Origin of the sequence: Bacillus sp. BB081 (assembly GCF_008368895.1) — a bacterium.
Lineage (GTDB): Bacteria > Bacillota > Bacilli > Bacillales > Bacillaceae_G > Bacillus_A > Bacillus_A wiedmannii.
In genome coordinates this window covers 87270-109141 of record NZ_QOZX01000018.1, presented here as the reverse complement: position 1 = coordinate 109141, position 21872 = coordinate 87270, and the positions used below count along the sequence as shown (strand labels likewise).

Below are 21872 nucleotides of genomic sequence, written 5' to 3'. Positions count from 1 at the left end.
ATTTTCATAAAATTCAGCCTAGAAATAAATCCCCTTTAAGCCTTATCTTCTCCTATTTTCAAGTAAATTTAAATGTGACAATTTTATGCGCTAAGGCTTTATATAGATGATTTTAAAACTATATATGCTATAGTTAACGTGTAAAACTATCATTAACTGAGGTGAATAGAATGAGTGAAGCAACAACAACGTTAGATGGCTGGTATTGTTTACATGATTTACGTTCTATTGATTGGGCTGCATGGAAAACATTATCTAGCGACGAACGCGGACAAGCTGTGTCTGAATTTTTAAATGTCGTTGAAAAATGGAACGAAGTATCTACCGCGAAAAAAGGTAGTCATGCAATGTATACTGTTGTTGGCCAAAAAGCTGATATTATGCTTATGATTTTACGTCCAACAATGGAAGAGTTAAATGAAATTGAGACAGAATTGAATAAAACAACATTAGCTGAATATATGGTTCCTGCATACTCTTACGTATCTGTTGTTGAACTAAGCAACTACCTTCCAGCTGATGAAGATCCATATCAAAACCCACAAATCTTAGCTCGCTTATATCCAGAACTACCAAAAGCAAATCACATTTGCTTCTACCCAATGGATAAGCGTCGCCAAGGTGACGACAACTGGTACATGCTTCCTATGGAAGAACGTAAAAAAATGATGTACAGTCATAGTAAAATCGGTCGCCAGTACGCAGGTAAAGTACGCCAAGTTATTTCAGGATCAGTTGGATTCGACGATTTTGAGTGGGGCGTAACATTATTCGCTGACGATGTTCTTCAATTTAAAAAACTTATATATGAAATGCGCTTCGATGAAGTAAGTGCTCGTTATGGTGAATTCGGAACATTTTTCGTTGGAAACATTTTACCAGACGAAAAGGTAGAGAAGTTTTTACACATATAAATCGTAAAAAAGGAACGAATTTCGTTCCTTTTTTTATTATCCTCTATATTTCTCCTCAAAATACTTCTTTTCTCTGTAAATTTGAACAAAAATCGACAAATTCTTTTCAATTTCCTTACAAAATTGTAACCTTTCTATATCCAAATTTATGCTAAAATGGTACGAGCTACATGCTAATAACGATGCGAAGGTGATAATCTATATGAAGAAAATCTTGTCTATTTTACTAGCGCTTTTATTGTCAATTTCTTCCTTAGTAGTAACAACATCCCATGCGGAAGAAAAAATACACATTGAGGCGGCAGCTGCACTTTTATTTGATGCGGATACAGGAAAAATACTGCATGAACAAAATCCAGATGAATTACTAGCTATTGCTAGTATGTCAAAATTAATTGTTGTTTATGCCGTATTAGAAGCAATTAAAGAAGGAAAAATTACTTGGGATACAAAGGTAAACATTTCTGATTATGCTTATGAAGTTTCACGTAATAATGAATTCTCTAACGTTCCGTTTGAAAAGGGACGTCAATATACTGTAAGAGAATTATATCATTCTATCGTTATCTTCTCTGCAAACGGATCTAGTATTGCCTTAGCAGAACTTCTTGCAGGAAGTGAGAAGAACTTCTTGAATCTTGCAAATGAACATGCAAAAAAACTAGGGTTAAAGAAATATAAATTTGTAAACGCTACTGGGTTAAATAACGCTGACTTAAAAGGAAAACACCCTGAGGGAACGGATCCGAATGGAGAAAATTCCATGTCAGCTCGCGATATGGGTATGCTTTCAAAAGCAATGATTACAAAGTATCCAGAAATGCTAGAGGATACAAAACAAAGATTTAGAAACTTCCCAGATAATCATCCGAAACCAATTCGTATGGAAAACTGGAACTGGATGTTACCAGGTGCTGCTTTCTCTTATGAAGGAACAGATGGTTTAAAAACTGGTAGTTCTGATACCGCTGGATATGGATTCACTATTACTGCTAAACGTGGTGATGTACGTCTTATTTCAGTTATTATTAAAACAAAATCAATGGACGAGCGCTTCACAGAATCTCGTGAATTAATCGAATACGGGTTTAATAACTTCGAAAAACAAAAGCTAAAAGTTGATAAAAATAATACAATCTCTGTAGTAAAAGGTAAAGAAGATCAAGTAACTGTTGTACCGGAAAAAGAAATAACAGTAATCGCGAAAAAAGGTAGCAAAGATCCTTATAAAATTGGGACTGAAGTAGATAAATCTCTTGCTGAAGATGGACATTTAGTTGCTCCTATTAAGAAAGATGCCAAAGTAGGCTCAATTACTTTAGAATCAACTGATAAATATGGTTTCTTAAACGGTAGTAAAAGTATGAAAGTTACTGCAAAAACGACAGAAGAAGTTGAAAAGGCAAATTGGTTCGTATTAACAATGCGCTCTATCGGAGATTTCTTCTCAAACTTATGGTCTAAAGTATTTTAATGATGTAAAGCTAGCTCACGCTAGCTTTTTTTATTTTCCTCTCTCCATGTAAAACTTCGTTTGGTTGTCATATCTGAGTCCTTTTTCTCATACGTATGAACTAGTAATCGTTACACACTTCATCTAGAAATAAACCTCTTTCCACAAGGTATTCCAAAAAGAGAGGTGACACATAATGGGTGTTATTGCTTATAACGAAGAAGATGTAAAGTTATTAGCTAGACTGATGCGTGCTGAAGCCGAAGGAGAAGGACAACAAGGAATGTTAATGGTCGGAAACGTAGGGGTAAATCGTGTCCGCGGAAATTGTTTAGATTTTAAAAAAATACGTAATTTACGTCAAATGGTTTATCAAAATCCTGGCGGTTTTGAGGCAACGCAAAAAGGGTATTTTTATCAGCGTGCAAGAGAACAAGATATCGCATTAGCAAGGCGAACGATTCAAGGACAACGTTTTTGGCCTGCAAATTTCGCCTTATGGTTTTTTAGACCTGAAGGTCCTTGCCCACCAACTTGGTATGACCAACAAAACTCTGGACGTTTTAAAAAGCACTGCTTCTTCCAACCATCTGCCGGGGATTGCCCTAGCGTATATTAAGGAATGAAAACGAGGAGGGATTTTTGAATGGCACAGCAACAAAACCCGTATTATGGAACAGGTTTTTATCAACCATCTGGAACTTATGCACAACAGCAACAAATGACCCCACAGCAACAGCAACAACAGCAAGCGATGCAACAACAAGCTGCGCAAGCTCAATATGCCGTTTCTCAAGGCATGTTACCGTTAGAACAGTCGTATATTGAAAATATTCTTCGCTTGAACAAAGGCAAGCAAGCCACCGTAGTAATGACTTATGAGCGTGGTAGTTCACTCGGTACACAATCTTATACAGGTATTATTGAGGCAGCTGGACGTGATCACATCGTTATTAGTGAACCGCAATCGGGGAAACGTTTTTTACTACTAATGATTTACTTAGATTATGTAGAATTCCCAGAAGAAATTATGTATTTACCTAGTCAACAAGCAACTTATGCTCCAAGACCATAAAAAAAGCTGGCATATGCCAGCTTTTGTTTTTTTATAAACCTTTTACAACTGCAGTTCCGACTAAGATCCATGCCACGATAAACGCTACACCACCAAGAGGTGTAATTGGGCCAAAGAACTTAATACCTGTCGTACTTAATGCATACAAACTACCTGAAAACATAATAATCCCAGCTACCATAAGCCAGCCAGCAGTAGTTAAAAGTGATGATTGAATTTTATCCATTAATAAAGCAACTACGAATAGTCCACCTGCATGAAACATTTGATATGTAACGCCTGTTTTCCAAACTTCTAACATTTTTGCAGAAACTTTATTTTCTAAACCGTGTGCTCCAAAAGCCCCTAGCGCAACAGATAGCCCTGCCGCAATACAACCTAGTAAAAAGAAAATTTTCATCTTAATTCCCCTTTTTTTACCTTTATCATAAGCAATTTTTTCATATAAGCCAAACGATTTATCTTCTAAAAATCAAATAAAGAATTACCGTTTGCGCCTTCTTCTTTTATATACACAGGTTCTCCAGAAACCGGCATAACTGGTTGAACTGTCGTCATAGGCTGAGATCCAATTACTTGTGATGGAATCTCAGGTTCTCTATACATAGAAGGCTCAGCTTGTTCATCTAATAATAAATCACATAACGCTCGCACAACTAATAAATGCGCTTTTGATTGTTGCCCTTCACTGCTTTTTGCCTTTGCAATTTCATTCGCCATTTTATTTAAAATCTTATCGCTCGATATTTGCATTCCTTGTCACCTCTTACTTTGTAGTTCTTTCTCCAATTGTCCTAGCTTCTCTACTGAACCAAACACTATTATCATATCATGTTCTTGTAGTTTTTCCTGCCCCGTTGGATTATGTATAACATCCCCATTTCTCAAAATCGCTAAAATTGTTACATCAAATTGATTTCTCACATCACTCTCTAGTAACGATTTACTAGCTAAAATAGAACCCTTGCCGACTGCAATTTCTTCAATTACAAATGACTGTTCCATGCCATATAGTACTGTATCAATATAATGAACTGTTAGCGGATTCGCAATACCTTTTGCAATATGAATTCCTGCCATGCTAGATGGATTAATCACCTTATTTGCCCCAGCACGCTTTAATTTGTCTTCGGTTTCTGGTTTTTCCGCCCTTGCCACAATTTTAATTGCATCGTTTAGCCCTCTTGCCGTTAATGTAATAAATACATTTTCAGCATCATTTGCTACGATAGCAACTAAACCAGCTGCCTTTGAAATTCCAGCATGATGTAACACTTGGTCTTCCGTTGCATCTCCGTGTACAAATAAAAGCTTTTCCTGTTCCAATATACTCTCATCTTTATCAACAACGACAAATGGGATTTTCTTTTCTTGCAATTCATGTACAACTTGAAGCCCCACTCTACCGCAACCACATACGATAATATGATTTTGTAACTGTGCTATTTGTTTATCCATCTTCTTCCTCCGTACTGCATGAAATAAATTCCCTTCAATAATCATAGCTGCCACTACACCAATTGCATACGTAACAATACCGACACCAACAGGTATAATAAGGAGTGCAAATACTCTCCCCGCTTGCGTTACAGGAACGGCATCTCCATATCCAACAGTCAATACAGTAATCATCGTCATCCAAAATGCTTGAAACAAACTAATCTCTTCAATCATCATAAATCCTAGCGTTCCTAGAATTACAACAAAAGTCATACATATAACTGCTATCCATAATTGCTTACGTGCATTCATATTGCGCTTCAACTCTTTTCTCTATCTACAATCTTTGCCAGTGGAAATGAAATACATATATACTAGATACGGAATCTATGAAAGAGGTTGATATAATGAAAACATTTCTTTCCGCCTTACAATGGGCACTATTTATTTTAGCTGGAAGCCTTATTGTACCAATTAGCGTCGCAACTAATTATGGTCTCGATGGCGCTGAAGCTATTGCATTCGTACAAAGAACATTATTTGTTCTTGGCTTTGCTGGCCTACTGCAAGCTATATTTGGGCATAAACTTCCTATTCAAGAAGGTCCTGCTGGACTTTGGTGGGGTATTTTCTCCCTTTATGCAAGTTTAGGTGTCGTATTATTTGGATCCAGCAATGAAACGCTTAAAGTCCTTCAGTACGCTTTCCTATTAAGTGGTATCATTTGTATTATTCTTAGTGTTTTTGGACTCATCGATAAACTAGTCCGCTATTTTACACCGACAGTCATTGGAACATATTTATTTCTTCTTGTCGCGCAACTTAGCGGGTCCTTCTTAAAGGGAATGTTCGGTCTTGACGGACAACATACAGAAGTACAAGCTGACGTATTTATTCTTTCACTCATTGTTATTTTACTATCCTTTTTCATCATGAAGCTACCTATTATTGGACAATATTCCGTTCTTTTCAGTATCGTCTGCGGCTGGACATTATTCGCATGCTTCGGATTATCTAATCCAGTAACGCCTGTGACAGATATAATCCGTTTTCCGTCTCTATTTGTTTTCGGAATGCCTCGCATTGAATGGAACATGGCAATTACGGTAGTTTTCGTTACACTATTACTTCTAACAAATATGTTAGCAAGTATTCGCGTTGTGCAAAGGATTGTCTCTAAGTATGAAAAGGATGCCGCACCAGATCGCTTCAAACAAGCCGGCATTATAACAGGGATCAATCAATTATTAGGCGGTCTATTCTCAGCTATTGGACCTGTCGCGATTTCTGGATCAGCAGGATTTATTGCAACGACTAATATTTATAAACGACTCCCATTTATGTTAGGGTCAAGCTTTATTATTTTCGTTAGTATATTCCCGAAGATTACTTCATTCTTTGCGGCGATACCTGTCGCAGTCGGATATGCTGCCATTTACCCTGTATTTGCAAGCATGATTGGTCTTGCCTTTCGCGAATACGAAACAGTACAGGATAAAGAACGATTATTTAAAGTAGCGGGTCTTTCGATCTTTACAGGAGTCGGAGTTATGTTTGTTCCAGCAGGAGCATTTTCTACACTCCCGCCGTTTCTAGCATCGTTTTTAAGTAACGGTCTTGTTCTCGGATCTGTAATGGCAATTTTGCTCGAAATACTATTTTCTCGTTCTACAGAAAAACAACCATCGTAAATTGGAAAACTTCCATTATTGCACTCTATCTTTAGAGTTGTTACGATAATGATAAAGTGCAACTTTGATCAATGAGAGCCACTCATCTTTACTAATGATTAGCTCTCATCGATCGGGCATTAGCAGTATAAATTATCATGGGCAACGTGCTCGTGATAATTTATACTAAAAATACAGAACTTCTCCTAGCTTCACATAAAGAAGTTCGATGTCTTACTATATATTCCCCAATATCTTCATAAAACTTTATTTCTATTTCAACAAAGAGAGGAATTTTCAATATGACTTATAAAATGATTGTTTTAGACTTAGATGATACTTTATTACGTGACGACCATACCATTTCACCTCGTACGAAAGAGGCTCTAATGACTGCACAAGAGCAAGGTGTAAAAGTTGTACTTGCTTCTGGACGTCCAACGTTTGGTATGCGCAATGTAGCGAAAGAACTTCGTTTAGAAGAATACGGTAGTTTCATTCTATCTTTTAATGGCGCAAAAATTATTAACTGTAAAACAAACGAAGAAATCTTTAGTAGTACGCTATCTCCTGAAATCGTTCACAACCTATTTAAAATTAGTAAAAATGAAGATGTATGGATTCATACTTACATTGGCGATGATATCGTAACGGAAGAAAATAATCCTTATACTGAAATTGAGGGCGATATTACTGGTATGCCAATTGTTGTAGTAGATGACTTTAAAGCTGCTATTAAAGAGCCTGTAGTAAAAGTATTAATGAATAAAGAAGCTGAACGCCTTGTTGTAGTAGAAAAGAAACTACAAAAACAATTAGAAGGTCAATTAAGCGTTATGCGTTCGAAACCATTCTTCTTAGAATTTACTGAAGCTGGTGTTACAAAAGGAACGAGCTTAAACCAATTAATTCAAAAGCTAGGCATTAAGCGTGAAGAAGTTATCGCAATGGGCGATAGCTATAACGACCAGGCAATGATCGAATTCGCTGGTCTTGGTGTTGCAATGGGCAATGCACCAGATGATATTAAAGAAATTGCAAACTACGTAACAGATACAAATATGAACGATGGTGTTGCAAAAGTTGTAGAGAAATTTGTATTAAAAAGAGAAGCGCTCGTTTAATATTTTCACCCATAAAACCTATTTGAAGTCAAACACTTCAAATAGGTTTTTATTTAAATTCTCATGTTTTTGTGACTATATTTTGAACTTTGCACTATTCTCGTAGTGTAAACTTTCTTTTTGTATATAATGAAACAAAATAGACTATTTTATTTTGAAAAAGAATACAAATTTACTATAAACAAGCATACGTTAAAGGAGGCTACTTTATGTTATCTACACCAATCGGACGATTAAGAGCAATCGGCTTAATTGAGGGGATTTCTTTCCTATTACTATTATTTGTAGCAATGCCATTAAAATATTTTGCAGGATTTGCAACAGCCGTTAAAATTACAGGTATGGCTCATGGTGTTTTATTTATTCTATTTATCTTTGCGGTAATTCAAGTAACAATCGTACACCGCAAATCAATTGCATGGGCACTTGGGGCATTTGTTTCATCAGTTATCCCATTCGGTACTTTTGTACTAGATGCAAAATTAAAGAACGAACAACAATAATAATAAAAAGGTAGTTAACGACTGTTAACTACCTTTTTTATTTACAAATTTGGAATTTCCCAATCAATTTCTCTCTCGCCCATATTAGCTAAAATCGTATTTACTTTAGAGTATGGCTTACTACCAAAGAAACCACGTCTTGCCGATAATGGGCTTGGGTGTACAGATTCGATAATATGATGATTCGGATTCGTAATTAACTTCTTCTTCGCCTGCGCATGGCGCCCCCACAATATGAAAATAACTGGCTTTTCACGTTCATTCAACAGTTCAATCACACGATCTGTGAAGTGTTCCCATCCTTTTCCCTTATGAGAATTTGCTTCACTTTGACGAACTGTTAATACTGTATTTAGTAGTAATACTCCTTGCTCTGCCCACTTTACTAAATAACCGTTATTCGGAATTTCATAACCATATTCATCTCGAAGTTCTTTATACATATTTAACAATGATGGTGGTGTTTTAACACCAGGTTGTACAGAAAAACTTAAACCATGCGCTTGATTCGGTCCATGATATGGATCTTGTCCTAAAATAACAATCTTTGTATTTTCATAACTTGTATACTGAAGAGCGTTAAAAATATCTTCTACCTTCGGATAAACAACATGTGTACTATACTCTTCTTTCAAAAAATCAGCCAACTTGCGATAATATTCTTTCTCAAATTCTGGTGCCAATAATGGTCCCCAATCATTTTTTAAAACATTTTCCATACTTTCACTTCCTGTTCAATTAATTCACCATATCCTGTTTTGTAAATACTACAAATGAAATAATAAGGGATACAACTGCCCAAACCGTTAAATTCATTAAAGAGAACCCCATCGATAAGCCTTGTAATGCAGGTAATTTTCCTGATAAATAATCTGTTAATGATAAATTCACACTAAAAATATATTTCGCGCCCTCCCAAGATGTTGCAAACGAGCTTAAAATGCCACCTGCGATTAATGCGGCTAACATAACGCCCATACCAGCTGGTGTATTTCGAATTAAAACAGACACCATAAATGATATAGTTCCGACAACGATAGCAACGAACCAAGCTAATCCGTACGCCATTAAGATGTATTGCCACTGCGGAATAAGATGCACAAAGTTTGTATTTAACGTTTCCTTATCAATGACGAATCCTGTTAACACAGGTAAATTCCATCCTGAGTATCCAAATACAAGCCCTGATAATACGTAAGCAAACAGACCAACAAGAAACAGTATGAATGAAATGAAAAATAACATCGTCACGTACTTACTAAGAAGTATTTTCCAGCGCCGAATCGGCCGTGTAAGTAGCATCTTCATCGTTCCATCACTTCGCTCTCCTGAAACAATATCAATAGCGACAATCATTACGAGAAGCGGAATAAACAATGTAATTCCTTGCTCAATAAACGCCCTTACAAAAGTGGGTGCGCCCGGTGCCATCGGGTTAATATCATGATCTAAATAATATTGTTGCTGCTCCACTCTTACCTTTAGCCAATCACGCCATTCTTCTGGTAATCTAGAGTTGTTCAAGCGGTTTTGAGAATCAACAATTTGTTGTTGTAATGAAACTTTCCAATCCGTTGTACCGAGCCTTTTTTGTGTCGTTTCTACTTCACGATACTGCGCATACACGAAAAGTGGGATCAAGATTGCTAAAATAAGCATGACAACAACAATCCGTTTCTTACGATAAATCTTTTCTGATTCGTTTAAAACTAGATTCGCAAATTCACGCATGTTGCTCACCCCTTGTGAGTTCAATAAATAAATCTTCTAGCGTAAATACGAGCTCCTTAACGCTATGCACATCTATCCCATTTTGAACAAAATGTTTATTCCAACTGCTTATAGATGCAATATCCATGCGGCATAGTAATCGATCGCCTTCTATACTCACTTCTCTTACTTCCTCAGCATCTTCTAGCATATCTTTCGCTTTAAAAATCGGTGTAACAATCCATTCTACACGATCACTTGCTGTTTTAATTAACTCTTCAACCTTGGCAACTGTTATCATTTTTCCTTTATGAATAATCGCAACCCGATCGCATATCATTTGTACTTCACTTAGCAAGTGACTTGAAATAAACACACTCATGTTTTCTTCTTTTACAAGCTTATGTATAAATTCCCTAAGTTCCCTAATTCCAGCTGGATCTAAACCATTTGTTGGCTCATCTAATATGAGCAATTTTGGATTTCCAAGAAGCGCTTGCGCAATGCCAAGGCGCTGTTTCATACCGAGTGAGTACGTTTTTACCTTATCGTGAATTCTTTCATCTAAATGAACCATTTGAGCAATTTCAATAATACGTTCATCTGATATACCACCTAGCATACGGGCAAATTGCTTTAAATTTTCCCATCCCGTTAAATATGTATACAGTTCTGGGTTTTCAACGATACTCCCAATTTGACGCATCGCTTCTCTGAAATTTTCCTTAATAGAATAACCACCGATAGAAATCGTACCTTCTGTTTCTTTAATCAATCCAACTAACATTCGAATAGTAGTTGTTTTTCCGGCACCATTCGGTCCTAGGAAGCCAAACACTTCTCCTTGTTTTACATCGAAGGAAATATTCTCTACAATTGTCTTCTTTCCAATTACCTTCTTCACGTCTCGTACGGAAAGTATCGTCGTCATTTTACCCCTCCTTGTTCTAGTTTTAATTTACTCGCAACATTTTGAACTAATCGTTCCGCCATATATGTATACCCTACTTCATTCGGATGGAAATGATCGGAGTATAATAAATCTTTCCCGCGGTTTTGGAATAAATCAAATGTCGGTGTAATATATACATTTTTATCATTTAACGCTAATTTTTCTAAAGATGCATTCCAGTCTACAACAATGTTTGAAGAACCTTTTAAATCTTCTACATCTTCAAAAGGATTATATAAACCTAGCCAAAAAATAGGACTATCTGTATTTAACTTACGAATTTCTTCTATAATTTTCTTTGCTTCATTCTGGAATGTTTCTGTATCAGGACGGTATGTTTCTAAATCTACCTTTCCAAGCGATTCCCAACCTGGAAATAAATCATTTCCTCCAATCGTTAAAACGATTACATCTGCTTGCTTAATTGAATATTGAGCGCCACTACTCTCCATTTGTTTTAATAAGTCAGGCATTTTCGCACCACTAACAGCTAAGTTCGTTAAAGCAACCTTTTGCTTATAATCTTTTTGTAAATCTTCTTTCACCCTTCCAATATAGCCAATTCCTTCTTTATCACCAACACCGCGTGTTAATGAATCACCTAAACTAACGATTTTTAACGTTCCCGTTTTCTTTTTCTCTTTTGCCACTACATCGGTCTTTTTAATTAAATTTGAAGCTTTCGGATTTAACACATCATTTACACCTGAAACAAAGCCATATGCAAATAAACAGAAAGATGCAATTGTAATGAGTAGAATTACTTTTACTACTTTTGATCTCATATCAAAACCCCTTTTAGCCCTCATAGATTGTCCATAATTATACCAAACGCAATTTTGAAAAGCGATTTTCACACCTTATCTATTATGTTGTTTCCCTATGTACTAATTCTGGCAATAGCTCTACATGCTTTATATCGATTTTCTCATCATTAATCTTGTCATATAACAATTCAAATGCCTTCACACCAACATTTTTACTACAATACGAAATCGTCGTAATACCTAAAATGTCCGCCACATCTTGATCATCACAACCGATAATCGTAATATCTTCCGGAATACGAATTCCTTGTTTTTCCGCTTCCGTTACCATTCCCGCCGCAATATGGTTGCAAGATACAAGAAACGCGGTTGGTTTTACTGACATATGGACCCATTCCCTAATCACATTACGCCCATCTTCCACTGTAAAACAGCCTTTAAACTTCCAGGCCTCCATCGGTGTTACAGCAATCTGTTGAAGCGAATCCTCATACGCTTGTTTTCTTCGCTGACTATTAATGCTATTACTTCTTCCAATGCAATACCCAATACTTGTATGGCCGGCATCTATTAAGCTCTTCATCCCGCGCGAAAAGACTTTATAGTAATCAATATGCACACTCGAAATGAAATTCGAGTCTATTTCTTCACACATAACAATTGGACCAAATTTCGTATATTCTTCAAGCTTTTCCTTACTATTTGCTCGGGAACATATAATAACCCCATCAAGCTTTTTCATTTTTAACATATTCAAAATTTCTAATTCTCTTTCCTCACTATAATTCGTCTGACAAAGCATCATATTATAGTTATTCTTTGCTGTTTCCTTTGATATTCCCTCGATAATAGCGCTATAATATTGATCATTTACGTGCGGTAATAAAACACCAATGACATTCGTTTTTCCTTTCACTAAATGAATTGCATTCACATTTTGCGTATAATTTAATTCTTCTATAATTGCTAAAATGTCTTTTCGTTTCTGTTCATTCACATATGGATGATTATTCAGTACACGTGAAACAGTTGAAACAGATACCCCAGCAAGTTCAGCAATCTTTCTTATATTCGTCATCTCACTTTCCCCTTCTCACAAAAATTCTCCCTTGACCTGGTAAGCTTTCCACAATATATCCTTTCCTAGCAAATACATTTTGAAAGGATATACAACTATGCTTCGATTCAAACTAGAATATATATTTTTCATTGGCGGTCTACTTATTCTCGCCATCGGTATTAATATGATGACGACAATTACTTCCTTTGGACTTAGCCCTTATGATTCCTTCTTTATTGCACTATATCAAAATTTTGGGATAAGTATCGGTTTTTGGATTTTCATGATTAACTTAGCTTTTACCTTTATCGTACTCTTTTGGAATAAAAGACAAATAACAATTGGTACAATCGTAACGATGGTTCTTATTTCTCTTTTTGTTGACTGGTTCGGTTCCATTACAACTATTATGGACGCTATCCGCTCTCTTCCAAAATATATAACACTTATTTGCGGAAATCTATTCGTTGGAGCTGGGATTGGTCTTTACGTCTCTACAAACCTTTGCGCAGCACCTCAAGAAGCTTTCGTTTTAACCGTTGCTGAGAAAAAGAAATGGACATTTAGAAGAACAGAAATTTCGTTAGCGTTTTTATTTTTAACATTAAGCTTCCTATTAGATGGACCTATCTATTTTGGAACAATCATCTTATCCTTTACAACAGGCTGGATTATCCAAGCATTTATTCAAATTGGTACGAAGATTTTAAATAGAAAAGAGCCTATTAAGCAAGCTGCTTAACAGGCTCTTTCTGTTTTATGATAAGAGATACTACTTAGCATCCCCTTCAATTCGATAGTTTGCTTTCAAACAATCTATTTCTTCATACCCTTGCAACGTATGTAAAATATAATCATAATCAGCAAGAGACGCACGATGCGTCACAATTACAATTTCAGCCTTCCCTTTCTCTTCAAGCGGCATTTGAATAATTTTTTCAAAGCTAACGCCACGCTCAGAGAATAATGAAGTAATTTTTGCAAATACACCAATTTCATCTTTTACATGAAGTCTTAAAAATTTCTTCACAACAATTTCGTCTGGCTCTTTTAATACCTTTTTATACTGCGGGGATACCGCACTATTTCCGTTTACACCTAATCGAATATTTTGCATTACAGCTACTAAATCTGAAACAACAGCTGTTGCTGTCGGTAAACTTCCTGCACCTGGTCCATAAAACATCGTTTCTCCGACCGCTTCACCATACACATATACAGCGTTATATTCGTTTTGTACGGCCGCAAGAGGATGTGTATTTGGAAGTAGTGTCGGTTCAACTGTCACCTCTAATTTTTCACCATCTCGCTTCGCAAGACCGATTAATTTAATCGTGTATCCTAAACTCTTACTGTATTCAATATCTTCTTCTGTAATAGAAGTAATCCCTTTTACCTTCACATCTCCAAGCTCTACATTTGTAGAAAAACCAAGGGTAGCCAAAATCGTCATTTTTCTCGCTGCATCTAAACCTTCCACATCTGATGTTGGATCTGCTTCTGCAAATCCAAGTTGTTGGGCTTCTTTTAACACGTCGTTATATGCTCTCCCTTCATCTGACATTTTCGTCAAAATAAAATTTGTCGTTCCATTTACAATTCCCATTACTTTCGTAATAAGATCTGAAGAAAGTCCTTCTACGATACTTCGTAAAATCGGAATCCCTCCGGCTACACTTGCTTCATAAAACAAATCTGCTTTATTATCTTTTGCTACCGCTAAGAGTTCCGCCCCATGTAACGCCATTAAATCTTTATTGGCAGTTACAACATGCTTTCCACTTTGTAAAGCTTGCAAAATATATGCTTTTGCATCATCAATGCCACCCATCACTTCGATGACAACGTCAATATTTGGATTATCTAAAATTTCATTTACATCTTGTGTTAATAGAGTAGAAGGTACCTCTACCTCTCTCTCTTTTTCAATATTTTGTACTAGTACTTTCGTTACTTTTACAGGACAACCTACTTGGTGGATAAGTCGCTCTTGATGATCTGTAATGATACGAACTACACCACTCCCAACTGTCCCAAGACCTAATAAACCAACTTGAATTTCTTTCATAATACTGTCCACCCCTCAAAAATTGTGTTTAGATGAAATTATATGAGTAAAAAATCTGAAAAACAATGTTTTTTGAACATTCGGAAAAATATAAGTTAATCTTTACAAAGAAAACGTTGCCACGTGTTACACAATCTTTTTTTATAATACATAAGGGGTTTCTTGATACACGTAATAATTCAGCCAATTAGAGAATAATAGATTCCCATGGCTTCTCCACCTTACAAGTGGTTTCTCATCTGGATTATTATGCTTAAAATAATTTTTCGGCACATCAATATTTAACCCTTTTTGGCGGTCCCGTTCGTATTCTTGCTTTAACGTATCACAACTATATTCACTATGCCCGAGCGCAAACACTTGCCTTCCTTCTTGCCCAATGACAAGGTGAACACCCGCTTCCTCAGAATTTGCTAATAATGTTAAGTCTGTCACCTCTCTAATATCACTCTCTCGTACTTCTGTATGACGAGAATGCGGGGCAAAAAACAATTCATCAAACCCTTGTAACAATTTCACATGTTGCTCACGAACTTCATGTTCAAATACACCGAACATTTTTTCCTTAAGAGGATACTTTGGGACACCATAATGATGATACAAGCCAGCCTGTGCCCCCCAGCAAATATGAAGCGTAGATGTTACATTCTTTTTTGAATACTCCATAATACGTTTAAGCTCTTCCCAATAATCTACCTCTTCAAAAGAAAGAGTTTCAACTGGTGCTCCTGTAATAATAAGTCCATCAAATTTCTCATTCTCAATATCACGAAATGTTTTATAGAAACTCGTTAAATGGTCCTGCGCTACATTGCGAGACAAATGTGATTCCATATGAAGTAAGTGAACATCTAATTGCAACGGTGTGTTGCCAATTAAACGAAGTAATTGCGCCTCTGTTTCTTGCTTTGTAGGCATTAAATTTAAGATAGCAATTTTCAATGCCCGGATATCTTGTGTTTCTGCTCGCTCCTTCGTCATTACAAAAATATTTTCCTTCTGCAACACTTTGCGAGCTGGTAAATCTCTATCAATTATGATCGGCATGTTCTTTGCCTCCGACTAGCGCTGCTTCTAAATCTGCAATAATATCAGAAACATCTTCTATACCAACCGATAAACGAATTAAATCTGATGTAACGCCAGCTAGACGCTGATCTTCAGCACTTAATTGTCTATGCGTTGTGCTAGCAGGATGTATAACACAAGTTCGTGCATCCGCTACATGCGTTACGAGAGTTGCTAGTTTTACATTTGCGATAAATTCTTTCGCTGCTTCTAATCCGCCCTTAATGCCGAATGTTAAAACACCACTAGCACCTTTTTTCAAATACGTTTGTGCTAACGAGTAATTTTCATTACTATCTAATCCCGGATAATTCACCCATTCAATACGTTCATGGTTAGCAAGCCACTTAGCAACTGCGAGAGCATTTTCACTATGACGCTCCATTCTTAAATGCAGCGTTTCTAAGCCGATATTGCTAATATACGCATTGAATGGGCTCATACAGTTTCCGTAGTCTCTTAATAATTGAACACGCGCCTTCACAATATAAGCTGCTGCACCAAAATTTTGAACGTAACTTACGCCGTGATAACTTGGATCCGGTTCAACAAGTTCAGGATATTTCCCATTTGTCCAATCGAAGTTCCCTCCGTCAATGACAATACCGCCTAAAGAGCTTGCATGACCATCAATATATTTCGTCGTAGAATGAACGATAATATTTGCTCCGTGCTCAAATGCTTGGCATAAATAAGGAGTTGCTAATGTATTATCCACGATAAAAGGTACTTCTAACTCTTTCGCTGCATCTGAAAATTCTTTGAAATTTAAAACGTTCATCGCTGGATTTCCTAACGACTCTGCATAAACAAGTTTCGTCTTATCATTAGCAAGGGCCACAATTTCATCAGCACTTAAATTCGGATTAAAGAACGTAACGTCAATACCAAGCTTACGCAAACTCACTCCAAATAAATTAAACGTTCCGCCATAAACTGTGGAAGAACAAAGCAAGTGGTCTCCGCTACTACAAATATTTAAAACAGCAAGCATAATAGCAGCCTGCCCAGAAGCCGTTGCAACAGCTCCTACACCACCCTCTAAATCCGCTAACTTTTGCTCAAATGCAGCTAAAGTAGGGTTTCCAATACGCGTATATATATATCCTTCTGCCTCTAAATTAAATAGCGCTGCTAAATCATCTGAAGTATCGTATTTATACGTTGTACTTTGATAAAGTGGTAAAACACGCGGTTCACCATTCTTTGGTGTATAGCCACCTTGCACACAAATTGTTCCTTTTCCCCATGATTCTCCCATCTCTCATTCTCCTTTCTTTTATACAAAATAAAAAAACTGCTCCTTTCCTGAAAACAAGAAAGGAGCAGTTTGAAAACACGCTCTAAAGGCTCTTTCTTATCTTTCAGGATTATTACCTGCAGGATTTGGCACAATTCCGTTATACGGCTGTTGCCAAGGTTTCATCGGGCCTGTCCCTCCACCTTTTCTTGATAAGACTATGCAATTACCGTTGATTTTATAGCAATAATTTCCTAATGTCAATCAGTTTTTCTGAATGTTCTAAATTAAATACAAATAATTTGACATGCATAACAAAAGAAATATATTCCATATCCATTTGAAAAAGACCTTTTAAAACCCACGATTACTATATAAAATTAAGTAAGTAGTTTAACTGTATACATTTCAAATTCTCACGAGACCTCAATATATTGAATAAGCCCACCTCTCAAAAAGATACTATACATATTCATTTCACAGTAGCATATTTAATCCTTTTGACATTAAAACTTACATAACGGAGGTATAACATGACAAACACAAAGGACATGCACTATATACTCATCCTATACGGCATTCTTTTAGGCTCTATAGTAGGAGCTACAGTCTGGCTATTTTTAGTTACAATAAATATCGGCATTCACTTTATTTGGGGATACTTACCTACTATTTTCTCTTCTCCCCCGTATTACACTATTTGTGTAACAACTATCGGTGGTATTCTCGTTGGTTTAACCCAAAAATACTTCGGCACATATCCACGTCTTATGCCGGAAGTGATGAGTGAATATAAAAAAACAGGTAGAATTGAATACCTTTTTGTACATAAAGCTACTTTAACTGCGATTATCGTTTTAATATTTGGAGCTAGCTTAGGTCCCGAAGCAGCACTTGTTGGAATTATCGGTGGACTTTGTACATGGGTAGGGGATCGCTTTACATTCGCCTTAAAAGGAATGAATGAACTAACAGAGGTTGGAATTGGTGCTACTTTAAGTGTAATTTTTAACGCGCCATTATTCGGTTATTTAGCGCCAAATGAAAATGAGGGTGAGCAAATTAACGAATTTTCTAAAGGAAAAAAAGCAATTGTATATTTAGCTACCACTTTCGCTGGCTTTTCTGTTTATTTATTACTTAGTAAATTCGATAATCGCGGATCCTTTATCGTTGATTTTGGGGAAGGTTCCCTTTCTCTTAATGAATGGATCGCCTTTCTACCACTTGCTAGTATTGGTGCTATAGTTGGTTTCTTTTATTTCAAATTTGAATTCACATTAGAGAAGTTAATCCATCCCTTCAGGGAATACAAACTATCACTTGGTATTATCGGTGGTATTTTATTAGGAATTACAGGAACTGTTCTCCCGTACACATTATTCTCAGGAGAACACCAATTAAAAGATTTAGTCGTTGAATGGAGTCATTTATCCTTCTGGGTATTACTTCTTTCAGGTGTTTTAAAATTATGTATTACTGCCGTTTGTTTAAATACAGGTTGGCGCGGTGGACATATTTTCCCAATTATATTTGCTGGATCTAGTATCGGATATGCTATAGCTTCCATTATCCCGATAGATCCAATCGCTTCGGTAGCCATCGTCACGACAGCAATTTCAAGCTATGCATTAAGAAAACCAATTGCTATAACATTACTATTACTCATGTTTTTCCCGCTCAATTTACTATTACCGATGCTTGGAGCGGCAGCGATTGGTAATGCATTTCCACTTCCTAAAAACAACGAAGCTACAAACGAATAAAAATAGGCAGTAGGGACAAAAGTTCCACTGCCTATTTTTATTACACACGTTGCTTCAATAACGCATATAACTCTTCAAAATTTTGCACTTCATATGTTGGCACAATCTCGCTATTATTTGATTTCTTTTCTGGATTAAACCAACAAGTATCAATTCCCGCTACATATCCACCTTTAATATCAGCACTTAACGAATCCCCAATAATGAGTCCTTCTTCAAAGGAAAAATTAGGAATTCGTTCAAAAACATAATCAAAATATTCTTTCATCGGCTTTTGGAATCCCGTATCTTCAGAAACGAAAATATCTTTAAACAAGGCATGTAATCCTGCATTACGTAAACGTTTATCTTGCGTCTTAGAAATACCGTTTGTCACTATATATAAATCGTACTCACTTTGAATTTGATTTATAAATTCAAACGCACCTTGCATAAGTTGGTCTCCTTCTTCTAAGTAGCTACGATAATTATTTTCGAATAATATCCCGTCTACTTCTTCCCCGTATTCTTTAAACAAAATCGAAAACCGTGTACTTACGACTTCATCACGGTTTATTTCACCTTCTTCAAAAGCATCCCAAAGGCTTTTATTAATTTTTTTATACCGCCTTTCAACCTCGCTAGTTAGATGGATCCCTTTCTCTTCAAAAAGCATGCGTAACGCCATTTTCTCCGCCTTCTGAAAATCTAACAATGTATCATCTACATCAAATAGCAATGTTTTATATTTTTTCATAAGCCCTTCACACTCTCTTTTCTACAAAAACAAATTTACGTAAATCGTATCATTCCTTCTTGTAAAAATAATAGGAGATATCTCATACTAAACATGAGGTGAAAATATGAAAGTCAGCAAAAATAGCGAAGAAATCTCTCATTACATGCAAACTTACAACTTCCATACTCTTTTTTCTTTTGATGTCTTACCGTATGCTGAACTACATTCCTTTCAAAAGAGAGAAAGGATATGTAATGAAGGTGTTGATGTCCCCTATCTTTATTACTTAATTTCCGGAAAAGCGAAAATATATATGAGTCACAAAAACGGGAAGGTCTCCTTAATTAACTTTATTCAAGCACCTTCGTTCATTGGAGAATTAGGGTTAATTGGCGTAGAATCCGTTACGAAAACGGTGGAAGTGATTGAAGATTGTATGTGCTTAGCGCTTCCTCTTAAAGATTGTCAGCATCTTTTATTGCAAGATGCTACCTTTCTACAGAAACTATGTAAATTTATCGGCGAAAAAACAATTAGCCGAACAGAAAGTTACGCCAAAAACAATAGTTATCCGTTCGAAAATCGATTAGCGGCTTTTATTCTATTAACAGAACAAAATAACAGTTATACAGAAAAACATACCGAGGCTTCGGAATACTTAAATGTCAGCTACCGCCATCTTTTATACGTATTAAACCAGTTTTGCCAGCAAAATTACTTAAAAAAAGACGGAAGAACCTATTACATACAAGATCGAATTCAATTAGAAAAACTGGCTGATGAACTTAAAATATAAAAAAAGTAGCATTAACGTTTACCTGTTAATGCTACTTTTTTCGAGTGACGATTCTATTTTCAATTAAAATTTGCTTGCTACTTTAGCTGCTTCTTCAAGACCAGCTGTAATAATCTCTTCTGCTTTATCTGGGAATTGGTTATGTCCTTCAATAACTACTGTTTCCATATTTGTTGCACCGAAGAAGCCCATCATGCTTGCTACATATTTAACAGCCATTTCTACTTCAGCTGCTGGACCTTCAGAATATACGCCGCCGCGCGCATTTAATAATGCAATCTTCTTATCTCCAATTAGACCAACTGGACCTTCTGGCGTATATTTAAACGTTTTGCCAGCTCGGTTTAAATAATCAATATATGTGTGTAGTACTGCTGGAATCGTTAAGTTCCATAATGGGAAACCGAAAACGACTTTATCAGCTTCTAAAAATTGATTTAAATACTTATCAGCAACTGCTACTGCTTTTGCTTCCTCTTCAGTTAAATCAAATCCTTTACCTGCTTTAAACGTACCATTAATCATATCTACGCCTACATATGGTAATTCTTCTTTATATAAATCAAGTTCTACTACTGTATCATTTGGATGTGCTTCTTTATAGTTTGCTAAAAATGCCTCGTATAATTTCACACTAACTGCTTGTTCCGCTGGGCGGTTGTTTGCTTTTACAAATAAAACTGTTGCCATTGTTTTTCCTCCTAGTACTCACTCTTCTGTTGTTATATGCTTTCAAAAAAGGTATCCCTTGTAATTGTTGTTTTGTTGCTTACAAACATATTTTATCTTTATATCAAGACAATTTCGTCCTCACATAGACGTATTTTTCCATAAAAAAAGTCCACCTTCTAAAGGCGAACTAGGTCTTACGACTTTTGTCTTATACAATTCCATTTTTCACTGCATATAATGCTGCTTGCGTGCGATCAGATAAATTCAACTTACTCAAAATACTACTTACATGAGCTTTTACCGTTTTTTCTGTAATAACTAAAACAGAAGCGATCTCTTTATTACTCATCCCTTTCGCTAATAGCTGCAACACTTCATTTTCTCTCGCCGTTAGCACATCCACTTGAATAGAAGGTTCTTCTTCCTTTTCTTCCACAGGTAATGTTTGAGAGAGAAGAGTATTTGCTATATCTGGATGTAATTGAATATTACCTTTATATGCGCTTCGAATAGCTTCAACAAGTTGATCCGGTTCTACATCTTTTAAAATATACCCACTTGCCCCCGCCCTTAACGCTGGTAAAACATGCGCCTGATCAGAAAAGCTTGTTAATACAATTACTTTCACATCAGGATATTCTTTTTTGATACACGCTGTCGCCTCAACGCCATCCATCTCGGGCATATATAAATCCATTAGTACAACATCAGGATTTGTTTCTCCTACTTTCACTAATGCTTCTTTCCCGTTATTTGCCTCTCCAACTAACTCTAAATCTTCCTGTGTACTTAAGAAAAATGCTAATCCTTTTAAAACGACTGTATGATCATCAACTAATAATACTTTTATTTTCACAAACTTCCCTCATTTTCACA

At 36.2% G+C, this 21872-nt stretch carries 24 protein-coding genes and 1 riboswitch; of the genes, 10 read left to right on the top strand and 14 right to left on the bottom strand.

Going from position 1 to position 21872, the window contains the following annotated elements; all coding sequences use genetic code 11:
• Positions 1-170 precede the first annotated feature (170 nt).
• The 4 genes from hemQ to gerQ all read left to right on the top strand — a co-directional run bounded on the left by hemQ (position 171) and on the right by gerQ (position 3442).
• A complete protein-coding gene (gene hemQ / locus DN394_RS10380; protein WP_001287602.1) occupies positions 171-914 on the top strand; it encodes a hydrogen peroxide-dependent heme synthase in 744 nt (247 codons plus the stop codon).
• Positions 915-1116: 202 nt separating this feature from the next.
• Positions 1117-2388, top strand: a complete 1272-nt coding sequence (locus DN394_RS10375) for a serine hydrolase (protein ID WP_098705214.1) — start codon at positions 1117-1119, stop codon at positions 2386-2388.
• A gap of 175 nt (positions 2389-2563) precedes the next feature.
• Positions 2564-2986: a cell wall hydrolase CwlJ gene (gene cwlJ / locus DN394_RS10370; protein WP_000538157.1), complete on the top strand. Its 423-nt coding sequence runs from the start codon at positions 2564-2566 to the stop codon at positions 2984-2986.
• A gap of 27 nt (positions 2987-3013) precedes the next feature.
• Positions 3014-3442, top strand: a complete 429-nt coding sequence (gene gerQ / locus DN394_RS10365) for a spore coat protein GerQ (RefSeq protein ID WP_000068635.1) — start codon at positions 3014-3016, stop codon at positions 3440-3442.
• A gap of 31 nt (positions 3443-3473) precedes the next feature.
• On the opposite strand, the gene DN394_RS10360 is transcribed toward gerQ, so the two are convergent.
• From DN394_RS10360 to DN394_RS10350, 3 genes are all read right to left on the bottom strand, one after another.
• Positions 3474-3842, bottom strand: a complete 369-nt coding sequence (locus DN394_RS10360; protein WP_000688322.1) for a DUF423 domain-containing protein — start codon at positions 3840-3842, stop codon at positions 3474-3476.
• Positions 3843-3907: 65 nt separating this feature from the next.
• Positions 3908-4195, bottom strand: a complete 288-nt coding sequence (locus tag DN394_RS10355) for a YwdI family protein (protein WP_001167358.1) — start codon at positions 4193-4195, stop codon at positions 3908-3910.
• A gap of 6 nt (positions 4196-4201) precedes the next feature.
• Entirely contained in the window at positions 4202-5194 is a 993-nt protein-coding gene (locus DN394_RS10350; RefSeq protein WP_149293791.1) for a potassium channel family protein, read from the bottom strand.
• 95 nt (positions 5195-5289) lie between these two features.
• On the opposite strand from DN394_RS10350, the gene DN394_RS10345 reads away from it, so the two are divergent.
• The 3 genes from DN394_RS10345 (at position 5290) to DN394_RS10335 (ending at position 8179) form a co-directional block, all read left to right on the top strand.
• A complete protein-coding gene (locus DN394_RS10345; RefSeq protein ID WP_141475181.1) occupies positions 5290-6573 on the top strand; it encodes a purine/pyrimidine permease in 1284 nt (427 codons plus the stop codon).
• Between the two features lie 281 nt (positions 6574-6854).
• On the top strand, positions 6855-7676 hold the full coding sequence (locus DN394_RS10340; RefSeq protein ID WP_098705216.1) for a Cof-type HAD-IIB family hydrolase: 822 nt from the start codon (positions 6855-6857) through the stop codon (positions 7674-7676).
• A gap of 209 nt (positions 7677-7885) precedes the next feature.
• A complete protein-coding gene (locus DN394_RS10335; RefSeq protein WP_000953389.1) occupies positions 7886-8179 on the top strand; it encodes a DUF3817 domain-containing protein in 294 nt (97 codons plus the stop codon).
• A 41-nt stretch (positions 8180-8220) separates the two neighbouring features.
• Here the strand turns inward: DN394_RS10335 and DN394_RS10330 are convergent, their stop codons facing one another.
• From DN394_RS10330 to DN394_RS10310, 5 genes are read right to left on the bottom strand one after another with little or no spacing between them, the layout of a single operon-like run.
• On the bottom strand, positions 8221-8898 hold the full coding sequence (locus DN394_RS10330) for a uracil-DNA glycosylase (protein WP_098705217.1): 678 nt from the start codon (positions 8896-8898) through the stop codon (positions 8221-8223).
• 19 nt (positions 8899-8917) lie between these two features.
• The gene (locus DN394_RS10325; RefSeq protein WP_098705218.1) at positions 8918-9910 is read right to left on the bottom strand and encodes an ABC transporter permease; all 993 of its coding nucleotides are present in this window, start codon (positions 9908-9910) and stop codon (positions 8918-8920) included.
• Positions 9903-10820, bottom strand: coding sequence for an ABC transporter ATP-binding protein (locus DN394_RS10320; RefSeq protein ID WP_087983391.1), 918 nt, complete (start codon positions 10818-10820; stop codon positions 9903-9905). The genes DN394_RS10325 and DN394_RS10320 overlap by 8 nt, the downstream gene beginning before the upstream one ends.
• The gene (locus DN394_RS10315; RefSeq protein ID WP_141545440.1) at positions 10817-11698 is read right to left on the bottom strand and encodes an SGNH/GDSL hydrolase family protein; all 882 of its coding nucleotides are present in this window, start codon (positions 11696-11698) and stop codon (positions 10817-10819) included. Before DN394_RS10315 ends, DN394_RS10320 begins: the two co-directional genes overlap by 4 nt.
• A gap of 10 nt (positions 11699-11708) precedes the next feature.
• Positions 11709-12686: a LacI family DNA-binding transcriptional regulator gene (locus tag DN394_RS10310; protein WP_046958580.1), complete on the bottom strand. Its 978-nt coding sequence runs from the start codon at positions 12684-12686 to the stop codon at positions 11709-11711.
• Between the two features lie 97 nt (positions 12687-12783).
• Between DN394_RS10310 and DN394_RS10305 the strand changes: the two genes are divergently transcribed.
• A complete protein-coding gene (locus tag DN394_RS10305) occupies positions 12784-13410 on the top strand; it encodes a YczE/YyaS/YitT family protein (RefSeq protein ID WP_046958581.1) in 627 nt (208 codons plus the stop codon).
• A 30-nt stretch (positions 13411-13440) separates the two neighbouring features.
• On the opposite strand, the gene DN394_RS10300 is transcribed toward DN394_RS10305, so the two are convergent.
• The 3 genes from DN394_RS10300 to DN394_RS10290 all read right to left on the bottom strand — a co-directional run bounded on the left by DN394_RS10300 (position 13441) and on the right by DN394_RS10290 (position 17065).
• Positions 13441-14736: a homoserine dehydrogenase gene (locus DN394_RS10300; protein WP_046958582.1), complete on the bottom strand. Its 1296-nt coding sequence runs from the start codon at positions 14734-14736 to the stop codon at positions 13441-13443.
• 141 nt (positions 14737-14877) lie between these two features.
• The gene (gene metA, locus DN394_RS10295) at positions 14878-15783 is read right to left on the bottom strand and encodes a homoserine O-acetyltransferase MetA (RefSeq protein ID WP_046958583.1); all 906 of its coding nucleotides are present in this window, start codon (positions 15781-15783) and stop codon (positions 14878-14880) included.
• Entirely contained in the window at positions 15767-17065 is a 1299-nt protein-coding gene (locus tag DN394_RS10290) for a bifunctional O-acetylhomoserine aminocarboxypropyltransferase/cysteine synthase (RefSeq protein ID WP_000504750.1), read from the bottom strand. The genes metA and DN394_RS10290 overlap by 17 nt, the downstream gene beginning before the upstream one ends.
• A gap of 93 nt (positions 17066-17158) precedes the next feature.
• Positions 17159-17263: riboswitch (SAM riboswitch) on the bottom strand.
• Positions 17264-17577: 314 nt separating this feature from the next.
• On the opposite strand from DN394_RS10290, the gene DN394_RS10285 reads away from it, so the two are divergent.
• The gene (locus DN394_RS10285; protein WP_149293770.1) at positions 17578-18810 is read left to right on the top strand and encodes a chloride channel protein; all 1233 of its coding nucleotides are present in this window, start codon (positions 17578-17580) and stop codon (positions 18808-18810) included.
• Positions 18811-18850: 40 nt separating this feature from the next.
• Here DN394_RS10285 and DN394_RS10280 read toward each other — a convergent pair whose 3' ends face one another.
• Positions 18851-19546, bottom strand: a complete 696-nt coding sequence (locus DN394_RS10280) for a YjjG family noncanonical pyrimidine nucleotidase (protein WP_000760167.1) — start codon at positions 19544-19546, stop codon at positions 18851-18853.
• Between the two features lie 106 nt (positions 19547-19652).
• Between DN394_RS10280 and DN394_RS10275 the strand changes: the two genes are divergently transcribed.
• Positions 19653-20324: a transcriptional regulator YeiL gene (locus DN394_RS10275; RefSeq protein ID WP_046958586.1), complete on the top strand. Its 672-nt coding sequence runs from the start codon at positions 19653-19655 to the stop codon at positions 20322-20324.
• Between the two features lie 63 nt (positions 20325-20387).
• On the opposite strand, the gene DN394_RS10270 is transcribed toward DN394_RS10275, so the two are convergent.
• Complete coding sequence (locus tag DN394_RS10270; protein ID WP_000246726.1) at positions 20388-21014, bottom strand: FMN-dependent NADH-azoreductase; 627 nt, start codon at positions 21012-21014, stop codon at positions 20388-20390.
• A gap of 190 nt (positions 21015-21204) precedes the next feature.
• Entirely contained in the window at positions 21205-21852 is a 648-nt protein-coding gene (locus DN394_RS10260; protein WP_000695802.1) for a response regulator, read from the bottom strand.
• Between the last annotated feature and the right edge of the window lie 20 nt (positions 21853-21872).

Coding starts and splice junctions, on each gene's coding strand:
- hemQ (WP_001287602.1), top strand. CDS start 171: ATGAGTGAAGCAACAACAACGTTAGATGGCTGGTATTGTTTACATGAT.
- DN394_RS10375 (WP_098705214.1), top strand. CDS start 1,117: ATGAAGAAAATCTTGTCTATTTTACTAGCGCTTTTATTGTCAATTTCT.
- cwlJ (WP_000538157.1), top strand. CDS start 2,564: ATGGGTGTTATTGCTTATAACGAAGAAGATGTAAAGTTATTAGCTAGA.
- gerQ (WP_000068635.1), top strand. CDS start 3,014: ATGGCACAGCAACAAAACCCGTATTATGGAACAGGTTTTTATCAACCA.
- DN394_RS10360 (WP_000688322.1), bottom strand. CDS start 3,842: ATGAAAATTTTCTTTTTACTAGGTTGTATTGCGGCAGGGCTATCTGTT.
- DN394_RS10355 (WP_001167358.1), bottom strand. CDS start 4,195: ATGCAAATATCGAGCGATAAGATTTTAAATAAAATGGCGAATGAAATT.
- DN394_RS10350 (WP_149293791.1), bottom strand. CDS start 5,194: ATGAATGCACGTAAGCAATTATGGATAGCAGTTATATGTATGACTTTT.
- DN394_RS10345 (WP_141475181.1), top strand. CDS start 5,290: ATGAAAACATTTCTTTCCGCCTTACAATGGGCACTATTTATTTTAGCT.
- DN394_RS10340 (WP_098705216.1), top strand. CDS start 6,855: ATGACTTATAAAATGATTGTTTTAGACTTAGATGATACTTTATTACGT.
- DN394_RS10335 (WP_000953389.1), top strand. CDS start 7,886: ATGTTATCTACACCAATCGGACGATTAAGAGCAATCGGCTTAATTGAG.
- DN394_RS10330 (WP_098705217.1), bottom strand. CDS start 8,898: ATGGAAAATGTTTTAAAAAATGATTGGGGACCATTATTGGCACCAGAA.
- DN394_RS10325 (WP_098705218.1), bottom strand. CDS start 9,910: ATGCGTGAATTTGCGAATCTAGTTTTAAACGAATCAGAAAAGATTTAT.
- DN394_RS10320 (WP_087983391.1), bottom strand. CDS start 10,820: ATGACGACGATACTTTCCGTACGAGACGTGAAGAAGGTAATTGGAAAG.
- DN394_RS10310 (WP_046958580.1), bottom strand. CDS start 12,686: ATGACGAATATAAGAAAGATTGCTGAACTTGCTGGGGTATCTGTTTCA.
- DN394_RS10305 (WP_046958581.1), top strand. CDS start 12,784: ATGCTTCGATTCAAACTAGAATATATATTTTTCATTGGCGGTCTACTT.
- DN394_RS10300 (WP_046958582.1), bottom strand. CDS start 14,736: ATGAAAGAAATTCAAGTTGGTTTATTAGGTCTTGGGACAGTTGGGAGT.
- metA (WP_046958583.1), bottom strand. CDS start 15,783: ATGCCGATCATAATTGATAGAGATTTACCAGCTCGCAAAGTGTTGCAG.
- DN394_RS10290 (WP_000504750.1), bottom strand. CDS start 17,065: ATGGGAGAATCATGGGGAAAAGGAACAATTTGTGTGCAAGGTGGCTAT.
- DN394_RS10285 (WP_149293770.1), top strand. CDS start 17,578: ATGACAAACACAAAGGACATGCACTATATACTCATCCTATACGGCATT.
- DN394_RS10280 (WP_000760167.1), bottom strand. CDS start 19,546: ATGAAAAAATATAAAACATTGCTATTTGATGTAGATGATACATTGTTA.
- DN394_RS10275 (WP_046958586.1), top strand. CDS start 19,653: ATGAAAGTCAGCAAAAATAGCGAAGAAATCTCTCATTACATGCAAACT.
- DN394_RS10270 (WP_000246726.1), bottom strand. CDS start 21,014: ATGGCAACAGTTTTATTTGTAAAAGCAAACAACCGCCCAGCGGAACAA.